Origin of the sequence: Pseudomonas sp. WHRI 8519 (assembly GCF_040224055.2) — a bacterium.
Lineage (GTDB): Bacteria > Pseudomonadota > Gammaproteobacteria > Pseudomonadales > Pseudomonadaceae > Aquipseudomonas > Aquipseudomonas putida_X.
Map to the genome: position 1 here is coordinate 847,574 of NZ_CP167996.1, position 17,414 is coordinate 864,987.

Sequence of the window (17,414 nt, forward strand, 5' to 3'; positions counted from 1 at the left end):
CCGCTCCCCGAGGCGCCCCCGGCGCCGTGAATGTATCGACCCCATCAGCAAAGCACAGGCCGCAGCGGCTGCCGTGGTTTTGCGTGGGGAGGAAAAAAGCCGCGCATCATACCAGCATGACTGGCAGGGGCCTATGGCCGTTCAGGCCGCCGTCAACCATTGTGCAATCGATCCCGCGTAGCCAGTGTCGGGAACAGCTTTATCCACACGCCGGTCACCACCAAGGTGCCCACGCCCCCCAGCACCACCGCCGGCACCGTGCCGAACCAGTGCGCCGTGACCCCCGATTCGAACTCGCCGAGCTGGTTGGAGGCGCCGATGAACAGGCCGTTGACCGCGCTTACCCGGCCACGCATCTCGTCCGGTGTTTCCAGTTGCACGAACGCACCGCGTATCACCATGCTGATCATGTCTGCCGCACCCAGCACCACCAGTACCGCCAGCGAGAACCAGAATGAGGTCGACAGGCCAAAAGCGATGGTGGCCACGCCGAACACCCCGACGGCGGTGAACATGGTGCGGCCGACCTTGCGCTCTACCGGGAAGCGCGCCAGCCAGAACGACATCAGCAGCGCACCCACCGCGGGCGCCGACCGCAACAAGCCCAGGCCCCACGGCCCTGTGAGCAGGATGTCCTTGGCGAACACTGGCAGCAGCGCGGTGGCGCCTCCCAGCAGCACGGCGAACAGGTCAAGGGAAATCGCCCCGAGAATGTCTGGCCGGCTACGGATGAAACGGATCCCGGCCAGCAACGACTCCAGGCTGGCTCGCCCTCGCTGCGGCACCTGCTGGCGCGAGTTCAGGCTCAGCATCAGCAGGCATGCAATGGCATACAGGACCACGGTAGGGCCGTACACCCAAATGCTGCCGAAGGCATAAAGAAACCCGCCCACGGCCGGGGCGACGATGGTCGCCGCCTGGGTGGCCGAGGCTGAGGCCGCTACGGCCCGAGGAAACAGCCCGGGCGGCACCACATTGGGCAGCAGCGCCTGGGTGGCGGGCATTTCGAACGAGCGGGTAGCGCCGAGCAGGAAGGCGAGGGCGAAGATCAGTTCGCGGCTGACGTTGTCGGTGGCGCTTCCCAACGCCAGCATCAGGGCGATCAGGCCCTGCAGGGTCTGGCACAGGGCCGCGACCTTACGCCGGTCAAAGCGGTCGGCGACATGCCCGGTGTGCAGCATGAACAGCACCCGCGGGGCGAATTCGACGAGCCCGACCAGGCCCAGGTCGAGCACATTGCCGGTCAGCTGGTAGAGGTGCCAGCCAATGGCCACGGTGAGCATCTGGAAACCGCTGGCGGTGAACACACGGGCCAGCCAGAAGGCAATGAAAGGGCGGTGATGGCGCAACAACTGCGGTGCGGAATCGGACATCGGAAACCTGTGGCCTCGGCGCAGTAGACGGGGGCGGCAGATTATCATCTGTTTGTAACAAACGGTTACTGTTTGCCTGTGTCGGCACGCTTCCACCGGCTTTGGAAGCCCATGAGGCAACTGGTCACGCGGCAAACAACCGCACCGCCTGCCGTGCCATTCAGGACTATGCTTGGTAGCAATCGTTGATCTGGATCAATCGTTCCAGAAACAACGAATTGGCCTGCGGGTCAAAATCCCTGCGATCGAACAGAACAATTCCAACGTGCCGCACTCGACACTAACGCGGGGGCTGTGGGCAACGGGCCACGAGCCCGAAGCCGGATTACCTGAAGAGGAAGCATCATGTTCGGAATAGAAGCCCTCGAGCTCGCCCGAATTCAGTTTGCCTTTACCGTGTCGTTCCACATCCTGTTTCCGGCCATCACCATTGGACTGGCCAGTTACCTGGCGGTTCTCGAAGGCCTTTGGCTGAGGACCAACGAGCAGGTCTACCGTGACCTTTACCATTTCTGGTCGAAGATCTTCGCCGTGAACTTCGGCATGGGCGTGGTTTCGGGCCTGGTCATGGCCTACCAGTTCGGGACCAACTGGAGCCGTTTTTCAGACTTCGCCGGCGCTGTCACGGGCCCACTGCTCACCTATGAGGTGCTGACGGCCTTCTTCTTGGAGGCAGGCTTCCTCGGCGTCATGCTGTTTGGCTGGAACCGTGTGGGCCGGGGCCTGCACTTTTTCTCAACGGTGATGGTGGCGTTGGGGACGCTGGTATCGACTTTCTGGATCCTGGCGTCCAACAGCTGGATGCAGACCCCGCAAGGCCACGAGATCATCGATGGCCGGGTCGTGCCGGTGGACTGGCTGGCGATCATTTTCAACCCCTCGTTCCCCTACCGCCTGATGCACATGGCCACCGCCGCGTTCGTTGCCACTGCCTTCTTCGTTGGCGCCTCGGCAGCCTGGCACCTGCTGCGCGGGCGGGATAACCCGGCGGTGCGCAAGATGCTGTCGATGGCCATGTGGATGGCGCTGATCGTTGCCCCCATTCAAGCTGTGATCGGTGATTTCCACGGGCTCAACACCCTCAAGCATCAGCCGGTGAAAATTGCCGCAATCGAAGGCCACTGGGAGAACGTCCCTGGCGAGCCAACCCCGCTGATCCTGTTCGGCATCCCGGACATGGAAGCCGAAACCACCCGCTTCAAGGTCGAAATCCCGGCGCTCGGTAGCCTGATCCTTACCCACAGCCTGGATAAACAAGTGCCTGCCATGAAGGAGTTCCCGCGCGAGGACCGTCCCAACTCGACCATTGTCTTCTGGTCGTTCCGGGTCATGGTGGGGCTTGGTTTCCTGATGATCTTCGTTGGCCTGTGGAGCCTCTGGCTGCGCAAGCGCGGCACGCTCTACACGTCGCGCCCATTCCTGTACCTGACGCTGTGGATGGGGCCATCGGGGCTGATCGCCATTCTTGCCGGCTGGTTCACGACCGAGATCGGCCGCCAGCCGTGGGTGGTGTATGGGCTGATGCGGACGTCGGAGGGCGTGTCCAACCATAGCTACGCCCAGCTGGGCTTTACCCTGATCGCATTCGTGGTGGTGTACTTCGCGCTGTTCGGCACGGGCCTGGGCTACATGATGCGCCTGGTGCGCAAAGGGCCGAAAACCGGCGAGGGCGATGAGCACACCCCAGGTGGCCCAGGCCAGAAACGCACGCCGGCACGGCCGCTGTCCGCTGCCGATGAAGGCCACAAGGCCACTGCCCCCAGCCTGAGCAAGGAGAACTGAGCCATGGGTATCGATCTTCCGCTGATCTGGGCCGTGATCATCATTTTCGGCGTCATGATGTACGTGGTGATGGACGGTTTCGACTTAGGGATCGGCATGCTCTTCCCCTTCGTCGAGGCTGAGCGGGACCGTGACGTGATGATGAACACCGTCGCCCCCGTGTGGGACGGTAACGAAACCTGGTTGATCCTGGGCGGCGCCGGGCTGTTCGGGGCCTTTCCGATGGCTTATTCGGTGGTGCTCGAAGCGCTTTATCTGCCGCTGATCCTCATGCTGATCGGCCTGATTTTCCGCGGAGTGGCGTTTGAGTTCCGCTTCAAGGCCAAGGACCACAAGCGCCACATCTGGGACAAAGCGTTCATCGGCGGTTCACTGGTGGCGACCTTCTTCCAGGGGGTGGCGCTTGGGGCGTTCATCGAGGGCTTCAAGGTCGTGGACCGGCACTACGCCGGTGGCACGCTCGACTGGCTGACCCCGTTCAGCCTGTTCAGTGGCCTGGGCCTGATCGTTGCCTACACCTTGCTTGGCTGCACCTGGCTGATCATGAAGACCGAGGGGCCGCTGCAAGCGCAGATGCACAAGCTCGGCCGGCCGCTGGCCCTGGTGTTGCTGGTGGTGATCGGCATCGTCAGCCTGTGGACGCCGATCGCTTACCCACAGATCGCCGATCGCTGGTTCAGCATGCCTAACCTGATCTGGTTCATGCCGGTACCGCTGCTGGTGCTGGTAACCTTCTACGGGTTGTTCAAGGCGGTGGCACGCAGTGCCAACTACACCCCGTTCCTGCTGACCCTGGTGCTGATCTTCCTGGGCTACAGCGGCCTGGGTATCAGCCTGTGGCCGAACATCATTCCACCGTCGATCTCGATCTGGGAGGCAGCCGCGCCGCCGCAGAGCCAGGGCTTCATGCTGGTCGGCACGTTGTTCATCCTGCCATTCATCCTGGGGTACACCTTCTGGAGCTACTACGTGTTCCGTGGCAAGGTCACCCACGAAGACGGCTATCACTAGGAGGGCCCATCATGGCTGGCAAGCATGGCCTTGAAGAGAAGAAACCCCTGTGGCAACGCCTGGGCTGGCTGGTACTGATCTGGGCCGCGAGCGTGGCCGCCCTGGGTGTGGCGGCCTATGCGATGCGGCTGTTCATGAGCGCGGCGGGGTTGACCACCCATTGATGATCCGGGGCCGCACTGCGCGGCCCCGGCTTCATTTGCGGGCTTTGAGGATCACGAACTTCGGTGTCGCGGCCACCTGTTCAACCCCCCGGAACAGGCGCGCCAATTTGCTGTGATAGCCCAAGTGGCGATTGCCGACGATGTACAACGCACCGCCAACCACCAAGGCCTCACGCGCCTGCTGGAACATGCGCCAGGCAAGGAAGTCGCCCACCACCTGCTGTTGGTGGAACGGCGGGTTGCACAGCACCACCTCCAGCGATTGCTTTTCCAGCCCGGCCAGGCCATCGCCTGCCTGCACCGTCACCGCGCGATCGCCCAGCGCCGCCTGCCAGTTTTCCTGCGCCGACTGCACCGCCATGTACGATTCATCCACCAGTGTGTAGTGCGCCTGGGGGTTGGCCAGCGCGCTGGCGATGGCCAGCACACCGTTGCCGCAACCCAGGTCGGCGACACGGGCATTGCCCAGGCCCTGTGGCAGGTGGGGGAGGAAGGCCCGTGTGCCGATGTCCAGGCCGTCGCGGCAGAATACGTTGGCATGGTTGAGCAGTTCGAGCGCCGGTGACTCGAGGCGGTAGCGGGTCGGGTAGGGGGAGCGTGCGGCTGGGCGCTCGCTGAAGGTGGCCGTCAGCAAGCGCGCTTTTTTTTGCGCCAGCGAAGCCTGCACCGGGCCGATGTACTTCTCCAGCAGTTCACCCGCAGCCCTAGGCAAGTGTTTGATCATGGCCGCAGCGATGACCTGGGCGCCGGGCGCCAGATGGCCTTGCAAGCGGATCAGTTGCTCTTCGAGCAGTGCAAGGGTTTTAGGCACGCGGACCAGCACGCGATCGAAGTGCCCCTGCCAATGCTCGCTGGCGGGCACGAACGGTACGCTGTCGAAAGCCTTGCCGTTGCGCGCGAGGTTTTTTTCCAGGGCCATGCGGGCCAGGTGCGAATCACCGCTGCTGATCACAGGCACGTGGTCGACCAGGCTGACGGCCAGCGCGCCGAAACTGTCATTGAGGACCAGCACGCTGCTCCCGGCAGCCAGTGGCTGAGCGTGCAGTTGCTCAAGCAGGTATTCATCGGCGGCGTCAAAGGCCTGCAACGGGTCGTTGGCCTGGTCCGGGTGGCGGATCAGGTCGAGTTCGGCATAGGGTGTGATCAACAGGGGCATGGCATCTGGCTCGGGCACGGATCTGCCCGAGACGGATCGTCACGAGCTTTGGTACGCGATTCTACAGGGCTTTGCAGCGGGTCGCAGGCTGGGCTACTGGTCGATCAGGCCCCGCATCATCGCAATGGCGACGGCGCCGGCCTTGTTGGAGGCGTTGGTCTTGGTGATCACGCTGCGAATATGGAAGTTCACCGTGCTGAGCGACAGGGACAGAATGCAGGCAACGTCGGCTGCAGTCTTGCCGGCGGCCGACCACTTCAGCACCTCGAGTTCGCGATCGCTCATCTTCAGTGGCGAACTCAATTTGCCCAGGTGGTGCTCGCAAATGGTGTCATGCAGCGTGTGGCAAAGCCATTGCACCTGGCCGGCCTTGTCGTACAGTTCGTGGATGTCGATCTCGCCACAGGGCCTTGCCACACTGAGCTGTGTCTCGTTGTGCCGGAGGTCGTGCAGCGACTGAGTCCAGCCGTGGCGCAGGCCATGTTTGCACGCCTGCTCACGAAAGTCCGGAGCTTCACGATACAACTCATCGGTCCACAGTACCGGCCCGGTCGACGTGTGGCTCAGTGCAGCTGCCGGATCCTGCTTGTAGAACTCATCGCGCTGATAGCGCTCGATCCAGGCCAGCGGGTAGTTGCTGTACAGGTACAGCCTGGGGGCCTGGGCCGCAAGTTGAATGCGCAGCTTGAGCCCCATGAACTCCATGCCCAGGTCCTGTGCCAGGTGTACCGCAAGGTCGAATACCTTCTGGGGCGTGCTTTCAGTGACCAGGCGATGTAAATGCTCGTGATTCCAGTGAGGCATTGGCCCCCTCCGTCGCGTCCTGAGGACTCAATCCGTTTGCATACCGGAACAATTGTAGGAAAAGACCGAGCGGCATGTTGGGTTTTTTTTGTTAAGGAGGTCTCATCTGCCCATGGAAAAGGCTGAGTGGTCGTCTGTGCCCTTACAATCGAACGGTTTTTATCCTGGCCGCTTTGCGCGACACTGTGCGTACGCTATTCACGGAGCCCGTCATGACCGCCAGTGCCGAAAAGTTTACCCGCCAGACCCTGCTGGACGTCCAGCCACTGACGCCTGGCCTGTTCAGCCTGCGGGTGACTCGCGACCCGGGCTTTCGCTTCCGGGCCGGGCAATTCGCTCGGCTTGGCGTGACCAAGGCCGATGGCAGCGTGGTCTGGCGTGCCTATTCGATGGTCAGTGCGCCGCATGACGAGTATCTCGACTTCTTCTCCATCGTGGTGCCGGGCGGGGAGTTCACCAGCGAGCTCAGCCGCCTCGGCGAGGGTGATACCCTGCTGATCGACCGCCAGGCGTTTGGCTACCTGACCCTTGACCGCTTCGTCGGTGGCCGTGACCTGTGGCTGTTGGCGACCGGTACTGGCATTGCGCCTTTTATGTCGATCTTGCAGGACTTCGAGGCCTGGGAGCGTTTCGACAGCATCAAGCTGGTGTATTCGGTACGCGAGGCCAAGGAGTTGGCCTATGTGGATGACATTGCCGGGCTTGAACAGCGTGATTACCTGGCGGAGTTTGCAGGCAAGCTGCAATTCATCCCGGTGGTTACTCGTGAGCAGCATCCGGGTGCGTTGAATGCGCGTATCACCACGCTGATCGAGAACGGCGAGCTGGAAAAAGCGGCGGGGCTCGAACTGTCGCCCGAGCACTCACGGGTCATGCTTTGCGGCAACCCGCAAATGATCGATGAGACCCGCAAGGTGCTCAAGGCGCGTGACTTGCAGTTGAGCTTGAGCAAGCGGCCTGGCCAGGTGGCCGTGGAGAATTACTGGTAGCTGCAAGCTGCAAGCTGCAAGCTACAAGCTGCGAGCGTTGCGCCGAGCGGCTTTTCTCTTGCAGCTTGCCGCTTGCCGCTCCTCAGGGCAGGCGATTCTGGTTCTGGGATTTGAGCAAATCCCGGATCTCGGTCAGCAGCGTTTCCTGAGGGGTGGGTGTTGGCGGAGCGCTTGGCGCCACGGCCTCTTCGCGCTTCAGGCGGTTGATTGCCTTCACACCCATGAAGATGGCGAATGCCACGATCACGAAGTCGATCACGGTCTGGATGAACTTGCCGTAGGCCAGCACCACGGCCGGTACGTCACCTTCAGCTGCCTTCAAGGTAATCGCCAGGTCACTGAAGTCCACACCCCCGATCAGCAGCCCCAGCGGGGGCATGATGACGTCGCCGACGAAGGAGGAGACGATCTTGCCGAACGCCGCGCCGATAATGATACCGACCGCCATGTCGACGACATTTCCCTTGACCGCGAAGGCCTTGAACTCACTGATCATTCCCATGTTCGATATCCCTTATAACAAATGGTGGCGTCAACCCAGTGTAAACCAGCAAAACGCTTGATGCTTGCCGCTCAGGGGTAATGACTGCTCCGGGCAAGAATAGTTTTGTCGCATCCAGACGCGATCACGACCGCTCTGCGTCGGCTATCATGGCCACTTTTTCCAGGAGACCCTGCCCATGGCCAAGGCCAAGCGCTTGTATGGCTGCACCGAGTGCGGCGCTACCTTTCCCAAATGGGCCGGCCAGTGTGGCGAATGCGGGGCCTGGAACACCCTGGTCGAAACCATGATCGAGAGCGGTGGCGCAGCGCCACCCAGCGGTCGCGCCGGCTGGACCGGGCAGCAGGCGCAGATCAAGACCCTGGCCGAAGTCAGCGTCGAGGAGATTCCACGCTTCACCACCAGCAGCACCGAACTCGATCGCGTGCTCGGTGGCGGCCTGGTCGATGGCTCGGTGGTGTTGATCGGTGGTGATCCGGGCATCGGCAAATCGACCATTCTGCTGCAGACCTTGTGCAACATTGCCGTTGGCATGCCGGCACTGTATGTCACCGGCGAAGAATCGCAACAGCAGGTGGCCATGCGCTCACGCCGCCTGGGGCTGCCCCAGGACCAACTCAAGGTGATGACCGAGACGTGCATAGAAACGATCATCGCCACGGCTCGTCAGGAAAAGCCCCGGGTCATGGTCATCGATTCGATCCAGACCATCTTCACCGAGCAATTGCAATCCGCGCCCGGCGGTGTCGCCCAGGTGCGCGAAAGTGCGGCTCTGCTGGTGCGCTACGCCAAACAGAGCGGTACGGCGATCTTCCTGGTCGGCCACGTCACCAAGGAAGGCTCCCTGGCCGGGCCGCGGGTGCTGGAGCACATGGTCGACACCGTGTTGTATTTCGAGGGTGAGTCCGATGGCCGCTTGCGCTTGCTGCGCGCGGTGAAGAATCGCTTCGGTGCGGTCAATGAACTGGGCGTCTTCGGCATGACCGACCGTGGGCTCAAAGAGGTGTCCAACCCATCGGCGATCTTCCTCAACCGGGCTCAGGAAGAAGTACCGGGTAGCGTGGTCATGGCCACCTGGGAAGGTACCCGGCCGATGCTGGTAGAGGTACAGGCGCTGGTCGATGACAGCCACCTGGCCAACCCGCGGCGTGTCACCCTGGGCCTGGACCAGAACCGCTTGGCCATGTTGCTGGCGGTGCTGCACCGTCATGGTGGCATCCCCACCCATGACCAGGACGTGTTTCTCAATGTCGTCGGCGGCGTGAAGGTCCTTGAAACCGCGTCGGATCTGGCCTTGTTGGCTGCAGTGATGTCCAGCCTGCGCAACCGGCCGTTGGCCCATGGGCTGCTGGTATTTGGCGAGATTGGTTTGTCGGGCGAGGTGCGGCCGGTTCCCAGTGGGCAGGAGCGCCTCAAAGAAGCGGCAAAACATGGCTTCAAGCGGGCCATCGTGCCCAAGGGCAACGCGCCGAAGGAATCACCGGCCGGCTTGCAAGTGATCGCCGTGACCCGGCTGGAGCAGGCCTTGGACGCCTTGTTCGAGTAACCCGCTTGCGGGGTTGGCCGTGGGCCGCTGCAGGCAAACAAAAAGGGGGAGCCGACGATGCGCATCGGCTCCCCCTGCTTTACCGCTCAGTCAGCGGTCAGTGCTCGGCTACCGGCGTTCGCCTGGGCGCCGTATTGCCATGCTCGTCCTGCTCCAGCACCGGCACCTCGTTACCCTCGGCGTCGAACAGCTTGCCTTCCTTGAAGTAGTCGCCATCGCGCAGCGCAGAGATGTCCGAGTACTGGATGGTGCGCTCGTAGCCGGCGGCGAATACTGACTGCTGGTCCGAATTGCCTGCCGTGAAATGGTTGAAGATCAGGTTCAGCACGATGGCCATGATCGCTGCCGAGCTGATGCCGGAGTGGAAGATGGTCTCGAACCAGTTCGGGAAGTGGTGGTAGAAGTTCGGCGCGGCAATCGGGATCATGCCAAAGCCCAGCGAAGCGGCGACGATGATCAGGTTGACGTTGTTCTTGTAGTTGACCTTGGACAGGGTGCGGATGCCGCTGGCGGCCACAGTGCCGAACAGCACGATGCCTGCGCCGCCCAGTACCGGCGTCGGCACTGCTGCAATCACCCGGCCCATCACCGGCAGCAGGCCCAGCACCACCAGGATCACGCCACCGGTGGCCACCACGTAGCGGCTCTTGACCCCGGTCACGGCCACCAGGCCTACGTTCTGGGCAAAGGCGCTTTGAGTGAACGAGCCGAACACCGGTGCCAGGATGCTCGAGGCCATGTCGGCGCGCAGGCCGTTACCCAGGCGCTTGGAGTCGACCTTGGTATCGATGATTTCACCTACGGCCAGGATGTCGGCCGAGGTTTCCACCAGGGTCACCATGATCACGATGCACATCGACAGGATTGCCGCGATGTGGAAAGTCGGCATGCCGAAGTGGAAAGGGGTGGGGAAGGCGAACATCGGGCCTTCGGCGACTTTGCTGAAGTCGGTCATGCCCAGCGCCCAGGCAATCAGGGTGCCGCACACCATGGCCAACAGAATCGAAAGGCGCGAAATGGTCGCGTTGCCCAGTTTGCTCAGCAGCAGCACGATGGCGAAGGTCAGCGCTGCCAGGCCGATGTTGGCCATGCTGCCGAATTCCGGCGAAGCACTGTTGCCGCCCATCACCCAGCGTGCGGCCACCGGCATCAGCGTCAGGCCGATGGTGGTGATGACGATGCCGGTGACCAGCGGCGGGAAGAACTTGGTGATGCGCGAGAACACCGGGGTGATCAGAAAGCCGATCAGCGATGCCGCCATGACTGCTCCCAGCACGCCTGGCAAGCCACCACCGTCCTGGCTGCTGAGAATCGCCCCCATGGTTGCCACGCCAGCGAACGATACGCCCTGCACCAACGGCAACTGGCATCCAAAGAATGGCAGGCCGAGCGTTTGCAGCAGCGTTGCCAGGCCTCCGGCAAACAGCGAGGCCGCGATAAGCATGCCTATCTCGGCACCGTTCAGGCCCGCAGCCTGCCCAAGGATCAGCGGTACTGCGACGATCCCTCCATACATGGTCAGCACATGCTGAAGGCCATAAGCCAAGTTGGCTCCAAGGCCGAGGTTTTCGTCCTCGGGGCGCTTGGCGGGAGACGTGCTAGGGGACGTAGTCATTGAGCAGGCTCACTGTTTATTGTTGTGCCGCTACTGTAGACACTTCCTACAAATGATTGCTACAAGAATTGTATACAATATTTTGATTGGAGCGCGAACAAGCAGGCGTGCAGGGTGTGCAAGAACGCAATGCAGATCGCGTACCAACTCGTTGAATACGGTGTTAGAGGGGTGTGTACAACGTGGTGATACCCAGCTTGAAAGCTGTCTGGGTAGACAAGAAACACAAGGTGGGAAAGCTATTAGCTAGCTAAGAGATCCCATTATTCGATGAGTTGACGCAGCTCGCGCATCATTTCGGTGCTGTCGGCCACGTTCAATTCCACAAGACGGTGCAAATGGCTCATCGAATCGATGTCGATGTACAGGCAAATGAACCCCAGCCGCTTCGCCTCTTCATGGCGCAGCTCCACTTGCATCTGCACACGTGTGTGAGGGTCCAGCTGGATGATCGCATCGAAATCCTGCGTGAGGTCGGCGTTCCACGGCTCAGGGCGCTCGATCAACAGGCCCTTGAGCGAAAGATCGAGCAGTTTGACCGGCCAGCGGCGATCGCCCTGGCGCAGTTCGGTGGGGGCGTCGAAATCAATGCGCTGGAAGCGCCGGCGATCGTCGGAAGGAGTGGTCATGGCGGGCCCTCGTCATTAGCACTGACTATAGACCAGCCACGGGCACTCCTGCCGGATGAAAGGTGACACGGATGACATAGGACCGCGTCACCTCGTGACGCTCTTACTTGGCAACAAAATTGAGGTCGACTACCTGATAGAAGGCCTTGTCGGTCTCAGCTATTTCCCACACGCCCAGCAGTACGTGATAGCCCTGGCGCTCAGGGAGCTTCAGCGTATGGGTGGTGGGTTGCGCCGGCCACATCTGCTCGTCGGTGAAGCCCCAGTAAGGCTGGAGCTCATTGAGGAATGTGGCGAACGGCTGCGGCTCGAACTGGGCACGGGTCAGCGGCTCCCCGGCGTTCCAGTCGGCTTTGGTGATGAAGTAGTTGAAACGGCGATATTTGTGGCGCGCACTGAAACTCCAGACAAAATCAAGGGATGCGCCGCTGGCAACATCATGCTTGTCCCACTCGACATCCGTTTTGTCCAGGTAGGCCGCGCCGGGCCGCTCGCCGCTGGCAATCTTGCCATCGGCTGGCGGTGCAATATTTGTTACGTCGTCCTTAGCATAGGGGTCGGTCAGGCCACCGGTCGTCTCCGGAAAGAACTTGCCGCTTTCGATCCCGTTGTGAAGATTCCCGTCTATAAAGCGTCTTTCTTCAGCGAAGGTGGCGCGGGACTTTGGGGTCGCAATCGAACCATGGGTGGGGGCGATGGGGGCTGAGCGTTGAGCGGTGCCGGCTTTTTCCGTGGTCATGATCGTTTCCTTTTTGCTGGCTTTTCAGATGATCGACGCACAATTGCAGCGTGTGCAGATTCGCCAATCGCGTGTCGTCCAAGGGCAATCGACTTGCCTGATCATTGAAAGCCGACGCCCCTTTCCTGAACAACTGGCAAAAATGACAGGCCTGCCAGGGCGCGGCTCGCCTCCCAGGCATGAGGTGGTGCGGGTAGCTGCGTTCTAGAGCCTGTGCTCGCCGGTGGCTACATGCCAATTCGGGATGGTAAACCCTTCAAGCAAGCCCTAGACTCAAGGGGCTGTCTATTCCAACCACTTAGCTGGAAGCATGCCATGAACAACAATAACAGCCTGCTACGCCACATCCCGTGGCTGGCGCTGGCGGTCATCGGGGCTTGTGCGCTGGGTGTGGTCGCCCTGCGTCGAGGCGAGGCGATCAATGCCTTGTGGATCGTGGTCGCGGCAGTGGCCATCTACCTGGTCGCCTACCGTTACTACAGCCTGTTCATCGCCACCAAGGTGATGCAACTCGACCCACGCCGAGCCACCCCTGCGGTGCTCAACAACGACGGTCTGGACTACGTCCCGACCAACAAACACATTCTTTTCGGTCACCACTTCGCCGCCATCGCTGGCGCCGGCCCCCTGGTCGGTCCCGTGCTCGCTGCGCAAATGGGCTACCTGCCCGGCACGCTCTGGCTGATCGCCGGTGTGGTGCTGGCCGGTGCGGTGCAGGACTTCATGGTCCTGTTCCTGTCCACCCGCCGCAACGGCCGCTCGCTGGGCGACATGGTGCGCGAGGAGATGGGCCGCATCCCAGGCACCATTGCCCTTTTCGGCTGCTTCCTGATCATGATCATCATCCTCGCGGTGCTGGCGCTGATCGTGGTCAAGGCCCTGGCTGAAAGCCCATGGGGCATGTTCACGGTGATGGCGACCATCCCGATCGCGATGTTCATGGGCATCTACATGCGCTACATCCGCCCGGGGCGTATCGGCGAGATTTCGGTCGTCGGCGTGGTCCTGCTGCTGGCGTCGATCTGGCTGGGGGGCCAGATTGCCGCGGATCCGGTCTGGGGTCCGGCGTTCACCTTCACCGGCGTGCAGATCACCTGGATGCTGGTGGGTTACGGCTTCGTCGCCGCCGTGCTGCCTGTGTGGCTGGTACTGGCGCCGCGTGACTACCTGTCGACCTTCCTCAAGATCGGCACCATCGTCGGCCTTGCCATCGGTATCCTGATCATCGCGCCAGAGCTGAAAATGCCTGCGCTGACCCAGTTCACCGACGGCACTGGCCCGGTGTGGAAGGGCACACTGTTCCCGTTCCTGTTCATCACCATCGCCTGTGGTGCGGTGTCCGGCTTCCACGCGCTGATTTCCTCGGGGACCACGCCGAAGCTGCTGGACAACGAAACCAACGCCCGCTACATCGGCTACGGCGGCATGCTGATGGAGTCGTTCGTCGCCATCATGGCCATGGTCGCTGCGTCGGTCATCGAGCCAGGCGTTTATTTCGCCATGAACAGCCCGGCCGCAGTGGTTGGTTCCGATGTGGTGTCGGTGGCCCAGACGGTCAGCAGCTGGGGGTTCCTCATCACCCCCGAGCAGCTTGAGGCCGTAGCCCGCGACATCGGCGAGCACACCATCCTGGCCCGTGCCGGTGGTGCGCCGACGCTGGCGGTGGGTATTGCGCAGATCCTGCACCAGGTGCTGCCGGGTGAAAACACCATGGCCTTCTGGTACCACTTCGCGATCCTGTTCGAAGCCCTGTTCATCCTGACCGCAGTGGACGCCGGTACCCGTGCCGGCCGCTTCATGCTGCAGGACCTTCTGGGCAGCTTCGTACCGGCGCTCAAGCGGACCGAGTCGTGGACCGCCAACCTGATCGGCACGGCCGGCTGCGTGGCGCTTTGGGGTTACCTGCTGTATCAGGGCGTGATCGACCCGCTGGGTGGCATCAACACCCTGTGGCCACTGTTCGGCATCTCCAACCAGATGTTGGCCGGTATCGCCCTGATGCTCGGCACCGTGGTGTTGATCAAGATGAAGCGCCAGCGCTACATGTGGGTCACCTTGCTGCCAGCGGTGTGGCTGCTGATCTGCACAACCACTGCAGGGCTGATCAAACTGTTCGACCCGAACCCTGCGGTTGGCTTCCTGGCCCTGGCCGAGAAGTACAGCACCGCCCTGGATGCCGGTCAGGTGCTGGCCCCAGCCAAGGACATCGGGCAGATGCAGCATGTGATCTACAACGCCTACACCAACGCCGGGCTCACCGTGCTGTTCCTGATTGTGGTGTTCAGCGTGCTGTTCTTTGCGGTCAAGGTCGGTTACGCCGCCCTCGGTCGCAAGGAACGCACCGACAAGGAAACCCCGTTCCAGGCACTGCCTGACGCTTGAGAGGAATGCTGCGATGTTCAACGACCTGGGTCGACTGGGTAAATACCTGGGGCAGGCTGCCCGCCTGATGGTCGGCATGCCCGACTACGACAACTATGTCGAGCACATGCAGACCAAGCACCCGGACAAGCCGGTGATGAGCTACGAGGCGTTCTTCCGGGAACGCCAGGAAGCCCGCTACGGTGGCAAGTCTGGCCCGAAGTGCTGCTGATTCGGCACACTGCGTGAACCTGTGGGAGCCTGTGGGCTCCCACAGTCATTTTCAGCTTCAGGAGATTTCTGCGTGCAGACGCCCATTCCCGTAACCGTGCTCACCGGTTTTCTCGGTGCCGGCAAGACCACGTTGCTCAAGCACATGCTAAAAGCCGAGCACGGCCTGAAAATCGCTGTGATCGAGAACGAGTTCAGCGAGGCAGGCATCGACAGCCAGCTGCTGGGTGACGAGCCGGTGCAGGTCATGACCCTGGCCAACGGCTGTGTATGCTGCAGCATTCACGGCGATTTGACCCGTGCCCTGTTCCTGCTGCTCGAACGCCTGGACGCCGGGGAGATCGCTTTCGATCGCCTGGTGATCGAATGCACCGGCCTGGCCGATCCCGCGCCGGTGGCGCAGACCTTCTTCGTCGAAGAGGAACTGCGCGACCGCTATCTCCTCGATGGCATCATTACCCTGGTCGATGCGGCTCATGCCGACTTGCATCTGACCCAGACCATCGCGCAGGCCCAGGTGGGCTTCGCCGACCGCCTGTTGCTGAGCAAGACCGACCTGGTCGAGCCGGCGGTGGTGGAGGCGCTGCGCGAGCGCCTGGCACGTATCAATGGCCGTGCAGCGATGCGCGTGGTCGAGCATGGCCGTATCGATCTGGCCGAACTGCTCGATGTGCGCGGGTTCAACCTCAACCCTGACCTGGGCGCCAACCTCAGGCCAACCCTGCGCCCAGTGTTCAGACCCGCCACACCTGACCGCATCTCGACCCTGGTGCTGCGTACCGAGGTCCCTCTGGACATCGACCGCCTCAGCGACTTCATGAACGAGTTGCTCGAGACGCACGGCAAACAGCTGCTGCGCTATAAGGGTGTGCTCAACATTGCCGGAGAAGACCGTCGCCTGGTATTCCAGGGCGTGCTCAAACTCTATGGTTTCGATTGGGACGCCGAGTGGGCCGAAGGCGAAACGCGCGAAAGCGTGATGGTATTCATTGCCGATGAACTGCCTGAGGCGAAGATTCGGGCGGGTTTCGAAGCTTTGGCCGCGGGCTGAGCCGGCCAGGCGCCTGGGGGGCGAACCACTGCGGCCATGAACTGCGGTGACGCGTGTGTACCTCGACGCAGGGGATCAGCCGCTCGGCGAGCACCTCGGTCTGCTGCACGGCTTTGGCAATGCGATATTTGACGCTGTGGATGCACTCGCGGTCGCCGAACTCGCAGCGGTTCAACGCAGTACCGCCACAGGGGCCATTGGCCAGGCCCTTGGGGCAGGTTTCAGGGCAGACGTACAACGTGTCTTCCAGGCGGCACCGGCCACAGGTGTCGCAGCCCAGCAACGGGCGCTTCACGCTGCGTTCCAGGCTGTGCAGCCAGCGGGCGCCGTTGTCGCTGGCCCACAGCGGCCGGCGCACGGCCCAGCCAAAGGCCTTGCTCAGCCAGTTGTTACGGCTGAACAACAGGGCATGAAACCCATGCAACAGGTGATAACGCAGTTTCTCCCTGGCCGTTGCGCTGACCTGCGACTGGCCGTGGCGCCAGGCTGCTTGTGGTGGGTGGAAGGTCACCGCCGGCAGGCCTGGCATCTGCCAGCTCTCGGCCCAGGCCGTTGCCCACTGTGCCTGTGAATGGATACGCGCTTGCCAGTCCTGGATACGCGCCTCAAGGGCAAGCAGTTGCTTGAGCTCATGAACCCCGGAAAGGTGCACCCCGGCATACCCCATCGACTTTACGCCAATGATCTGCAGGGCCAGGCGATCGACGCTGCGTGCGTGGGCGTAGGCTTTGGAGACGGCTGCTTCAGCCTCGAGCATGTCGCGCATCGACGGCGAGACGGTAACGCCGGCGACATGCTCGAGCATCGCGGCACGGCCATGGCTCAGGCTCATCAGGCAGGCCAGCAGAGGCTTGGGGTCGGCCTGACGGCCCATCCACTGCATGGCCTCCAGATGCTTGCTGGCATCGAAACCCAATTGCAGGGTGAGGAAGTCGGCGCCCGCAGCGAGCTTCTTCTGCGCCTTGAGGTACTGCGCACCGCCTTCTTCCTCACGGTATTTGAAGGGGTTGAGTGCAGCCCCCAGCAGCCAGTGGGGGCAGGCCTCGCGTGCAATTTGTAGTGCCGCGACCGACTCCAGATAGCGCACTGGGCGCTCGCCTGGCTGGTGGCCGGGCAGGCGATCGCCGGTCAGTAGCAGCATTTGGTCGAGACCGGCGGCGTCCATGCTTTTCACTTGCGCCAGCAGGTCATGGCGTTCACGGTCCTTGCCAGAAAAGTGGGGCAGGGCAGGGACCGGTTTACTGAAGCTGGACAGGGCGTCCAATGGCGAGAGGTCCAGCGGGCTACCGACACGGTCGCCGATGGCCACGGTCATTGGCCAGCCGCACAAGTGCCCACGGGCCATGATCGCCTCCATCGCAGCGAAGCGTTCGGCCGACGGCTTGGGCACGAATTCCATGACGCAGACGAAGGTTTTATCGCGCAGCGCCGATTTAAGCAGGCTCATGGCAGTGGGGCACC

The 17,414-nt window shown here is 62.1% G+C and carries 16 protein-coding genes; 8 read left to right on the plus strand and 8 right to left on the minus strand.

The features are described from left to right. Positions 1–152: 152 nt before the first annotated feature. Positions 153–1,373 (minus strand): MFS transporter, encoded by a 1,221-nt coding sequence (locus ABRP30_RS03845; RefSeq protein WP_241806543.1) that lies wholly within the window; start codon positions 1,371–1,373, stop codon positions 153–155. A 345-nt stretch (positions 1,374–1,718) separates the two neighbouring features. Between ABRP30_RS03845 and ABRP30_RS03850 the strand changes: the two genes are divergently transcribed. The 3 genes from ABRP30_RS03850 to ABRP30_RS03860 are packed head-to-tail and all read left to right on the plus strand — an operon-like array spanning position 1,719 to position 4,330. Next, the gene (locus ABRP30_RS03850) at positions 1,719–3,155 is read left to right on the plus strand and encodes a cytochrome ubiquinol oxidase subunit I (RefSeq protein WP_241806544.1); all 1,437 of its coding nucleotides are present in this window, start codon (positions 1,719–1,721) and stop codon (positions 3,153–3,155) included. A 3-nt stretch (positions 3,156–3,158) separates the two neighbouring features. After that, positions 3,159–4,166 carry a cytochrome d ubiquinol oxidase subunit II gene (gene cydB, locus ABRP30_RS03855; protein ID WP_241806545.1) on the plus strand — a complete coding sequence of 336 codons (1,008 nt, stop codon included), beginning with the start codon at positions 3,159–3,161 and terminating at the stop codon, positions 4,164–4,166. Positions 4,167–4,174: 8 nt separating this feature from the next. After that, positions 4,175–4,330 (plus strand): DUF2474 domain-containing protein, encoded by a 156-nt coding sequence (locus ABRP30_RS03860; protein WP_267823870.1) that lies wholly within the window; start codon positions 4,175–4,177, stop codon positions 4,328–4,330. Positions 4,331–4,361: 31 nt separating this feature from the next. Here the strand turns inward: ABRP30_RS03860 and ABRP30_RS03865 are convergent, their stop codons facing one another. Together ABRP30_RS03865 and ABRP30_RS03870 are read right to left on the minus strand one after the other, a co-directional pair. Further along, positions 4,362–5,486, minus strand: a complete 1,125-nt coding sequence (locus tag ABRP30_RS03865) for a methyltransferase (protein WP_349976380.1) — start codon at positions 5,484–5,486, stop codon at positions 4,362–4,364. A gap of 93 nt (positions 5,487–5,579) precedes the next feature. Continuing rightward, positions 5,580–6,290 (minus strand): autoinducer binding domain-containing protein, encoded by a 711-nt coding sequence (locus ABRP30_RS03870; protein WP_241806547.1) that lies wholly within the window; start codon positions 6,288–6,290, stop codon positions 5,580–5,582. A gap of 212 nt (positions 6,291–6,502) precedes the next feature. Here ABRP30_RS03870 and ABRP30_RS03875 point away from each other — a divergent pair, with 212 nt between their 5' ends. Beyond that, positions 6,503–7,279: a ferredoxin--NADP reductase gene (locus tag ABRP30_RS03875; protein WP_241806548.1), complete on the plus strand. Its 777-nt coding sequence runs from the start codon at positions 6,503–6,505 to the stop codon at positions 7,277–7,279. Between the two features lie 82 nt (positions 7,280–7,361). Here the strand turns inward: ABRP30_RS03875 and mscL are convergent, their stop codons facing one another. Continuing rightward, a complete protein-coding gene (gene mscL / locus ABRP30_RS03880) occupies positions 7,362–7,781 on the minus strand; it encodes a large-conductance mechanosensitive channel protein MscL (RefSeq protein ID WP_267820948.1) in 420 nt (139 codons plus the stop codon). Between the two features lie 178 nt (positions 7,782–7,959). Between mscL and radA the strand changes: the two genes are divergently transcribed. After that, positions 7,960–9,327 carry a DNA repair protein RadA gene (radA, locus tag ABRP30_RS03885; RefSeq protein WP_241806550.1) on the plus strand — a complete coding sequence of 456 codons (1,368 nt, stop codon included), beginning with the start codon at positions 7,960–7,962 and terminating at the stop codon, positions 9,325–9,327. 97 nt (positions 9,328–9,424) lie between these two features. Here radA and ABRP30_RS03890 read toward each other — a convergent pair whose 3' ends face one another. From ABRP30_RS03890 to ABRP30_RS03900, 3 genes are all read right to left on the minus strand, one after another. Continuing rightward, positions 9,425–10,942 (minus strand): nucleobase:cation symporter-2 family protein, encoded by a 1,518-nt coding sequence (locus ABRP30_RS03890; RefSeq protein WP_241806551.1) that lies wholly within the window; start codon positions 10,940–10,942, stop codon positions 9,425–9,427. A gap of 263 nt (positions 10,943–11,205) precedes the next feature. After that, positions 11,206–11,571: a PilZ domain-containing protein gene (locus ABRP30_RS03895; protein WP_012312725.1), complete on the minus strand. Its 366-nt coding sequence runs from the start codon at positions 11,569–11,571 to the stop codon at positions 11,206–11,208. Between the two features lie 103 nt (positions 11,572–11,674). Continuing rightward, a complete protein-coding gene (locus tag ABRP30_RS03900; protein ID WP_349976379.1) occupies positions 11,675–12,310 on the minus strand; it encodes a lytic polysaccharide monooxygenase auxiliary activity family 9 protein in 636 nt (211 codons plus the stop codon). Between the two features lie 315 nt (positions 12,311–12,625). Here ABRP30_RS03900 and ABRP30_RS03905 point away from each other — a divergent pair, with 315 nt between their 5' ends. The 3 genes from ABRP30_RS03905 (at position 12,626) to yjiA (ending at position 15,953) form a co-directional block, all read left to right on the plus strand. Next, positions 12,626–14,692, plus strand: a complete 2,067-nt coding sequence (locus tag ABRP30_RS03905; RefSeq protein ID WP_349976378.1) for a carbon starvation CstA family protein — start codon at positions 12,626–12,628, stop codon at positions 14,690–14,692. A 13-nt stretch (positions 14,693–14,705) separates the two neighbouring features. Beyond that, positions 14,706–14,903 (plus strand): YbdD/YjiX family protein, encoded by a 198-nt coding sequence (locus ABRP30_RS03910; protein ID WP_008094130.1) that lies wholly within the window; start codon positions 14,706–14,708, stop codon positions 14,901–14,903. Between the two features lie 72 nt (positions 14,904–14,975). Continuing rightward, positions 14,976–15,953 (plus strand): GTPase, encoded by a 978-nt coding sequence (yjiA, locus tag ABRP30_RS03915; RefSeq protein ID WP_241806553.1) that lies wholly within the window; start codon positions 14,976–14,978, stop codon positions 15,951–15,953. On the opposite strand, the gene ABRP30_RS03920 is transcribed toward yjiA, so the two are convergent. Continuing rightward, the gene (locus tag ABRP30_RS03920; RefSeq protein ID WP_349976377.1) at positions 15,889–17,400 is read right to left on the minus strand and encodes a methylenetetrahydrofolate reductase C-terminal domain-containing protein; all 1,512 of its coding nucleotides are present in this window, start codon (positions 17,398–17,400) and stop codon (positions 15,889–15,891) included. The genes yjiA and ABRP30_RS03920 overlap by 65 nt on opposite strands. Positions 17,401–17,414 lie beyond the last annotated feature (14 nt).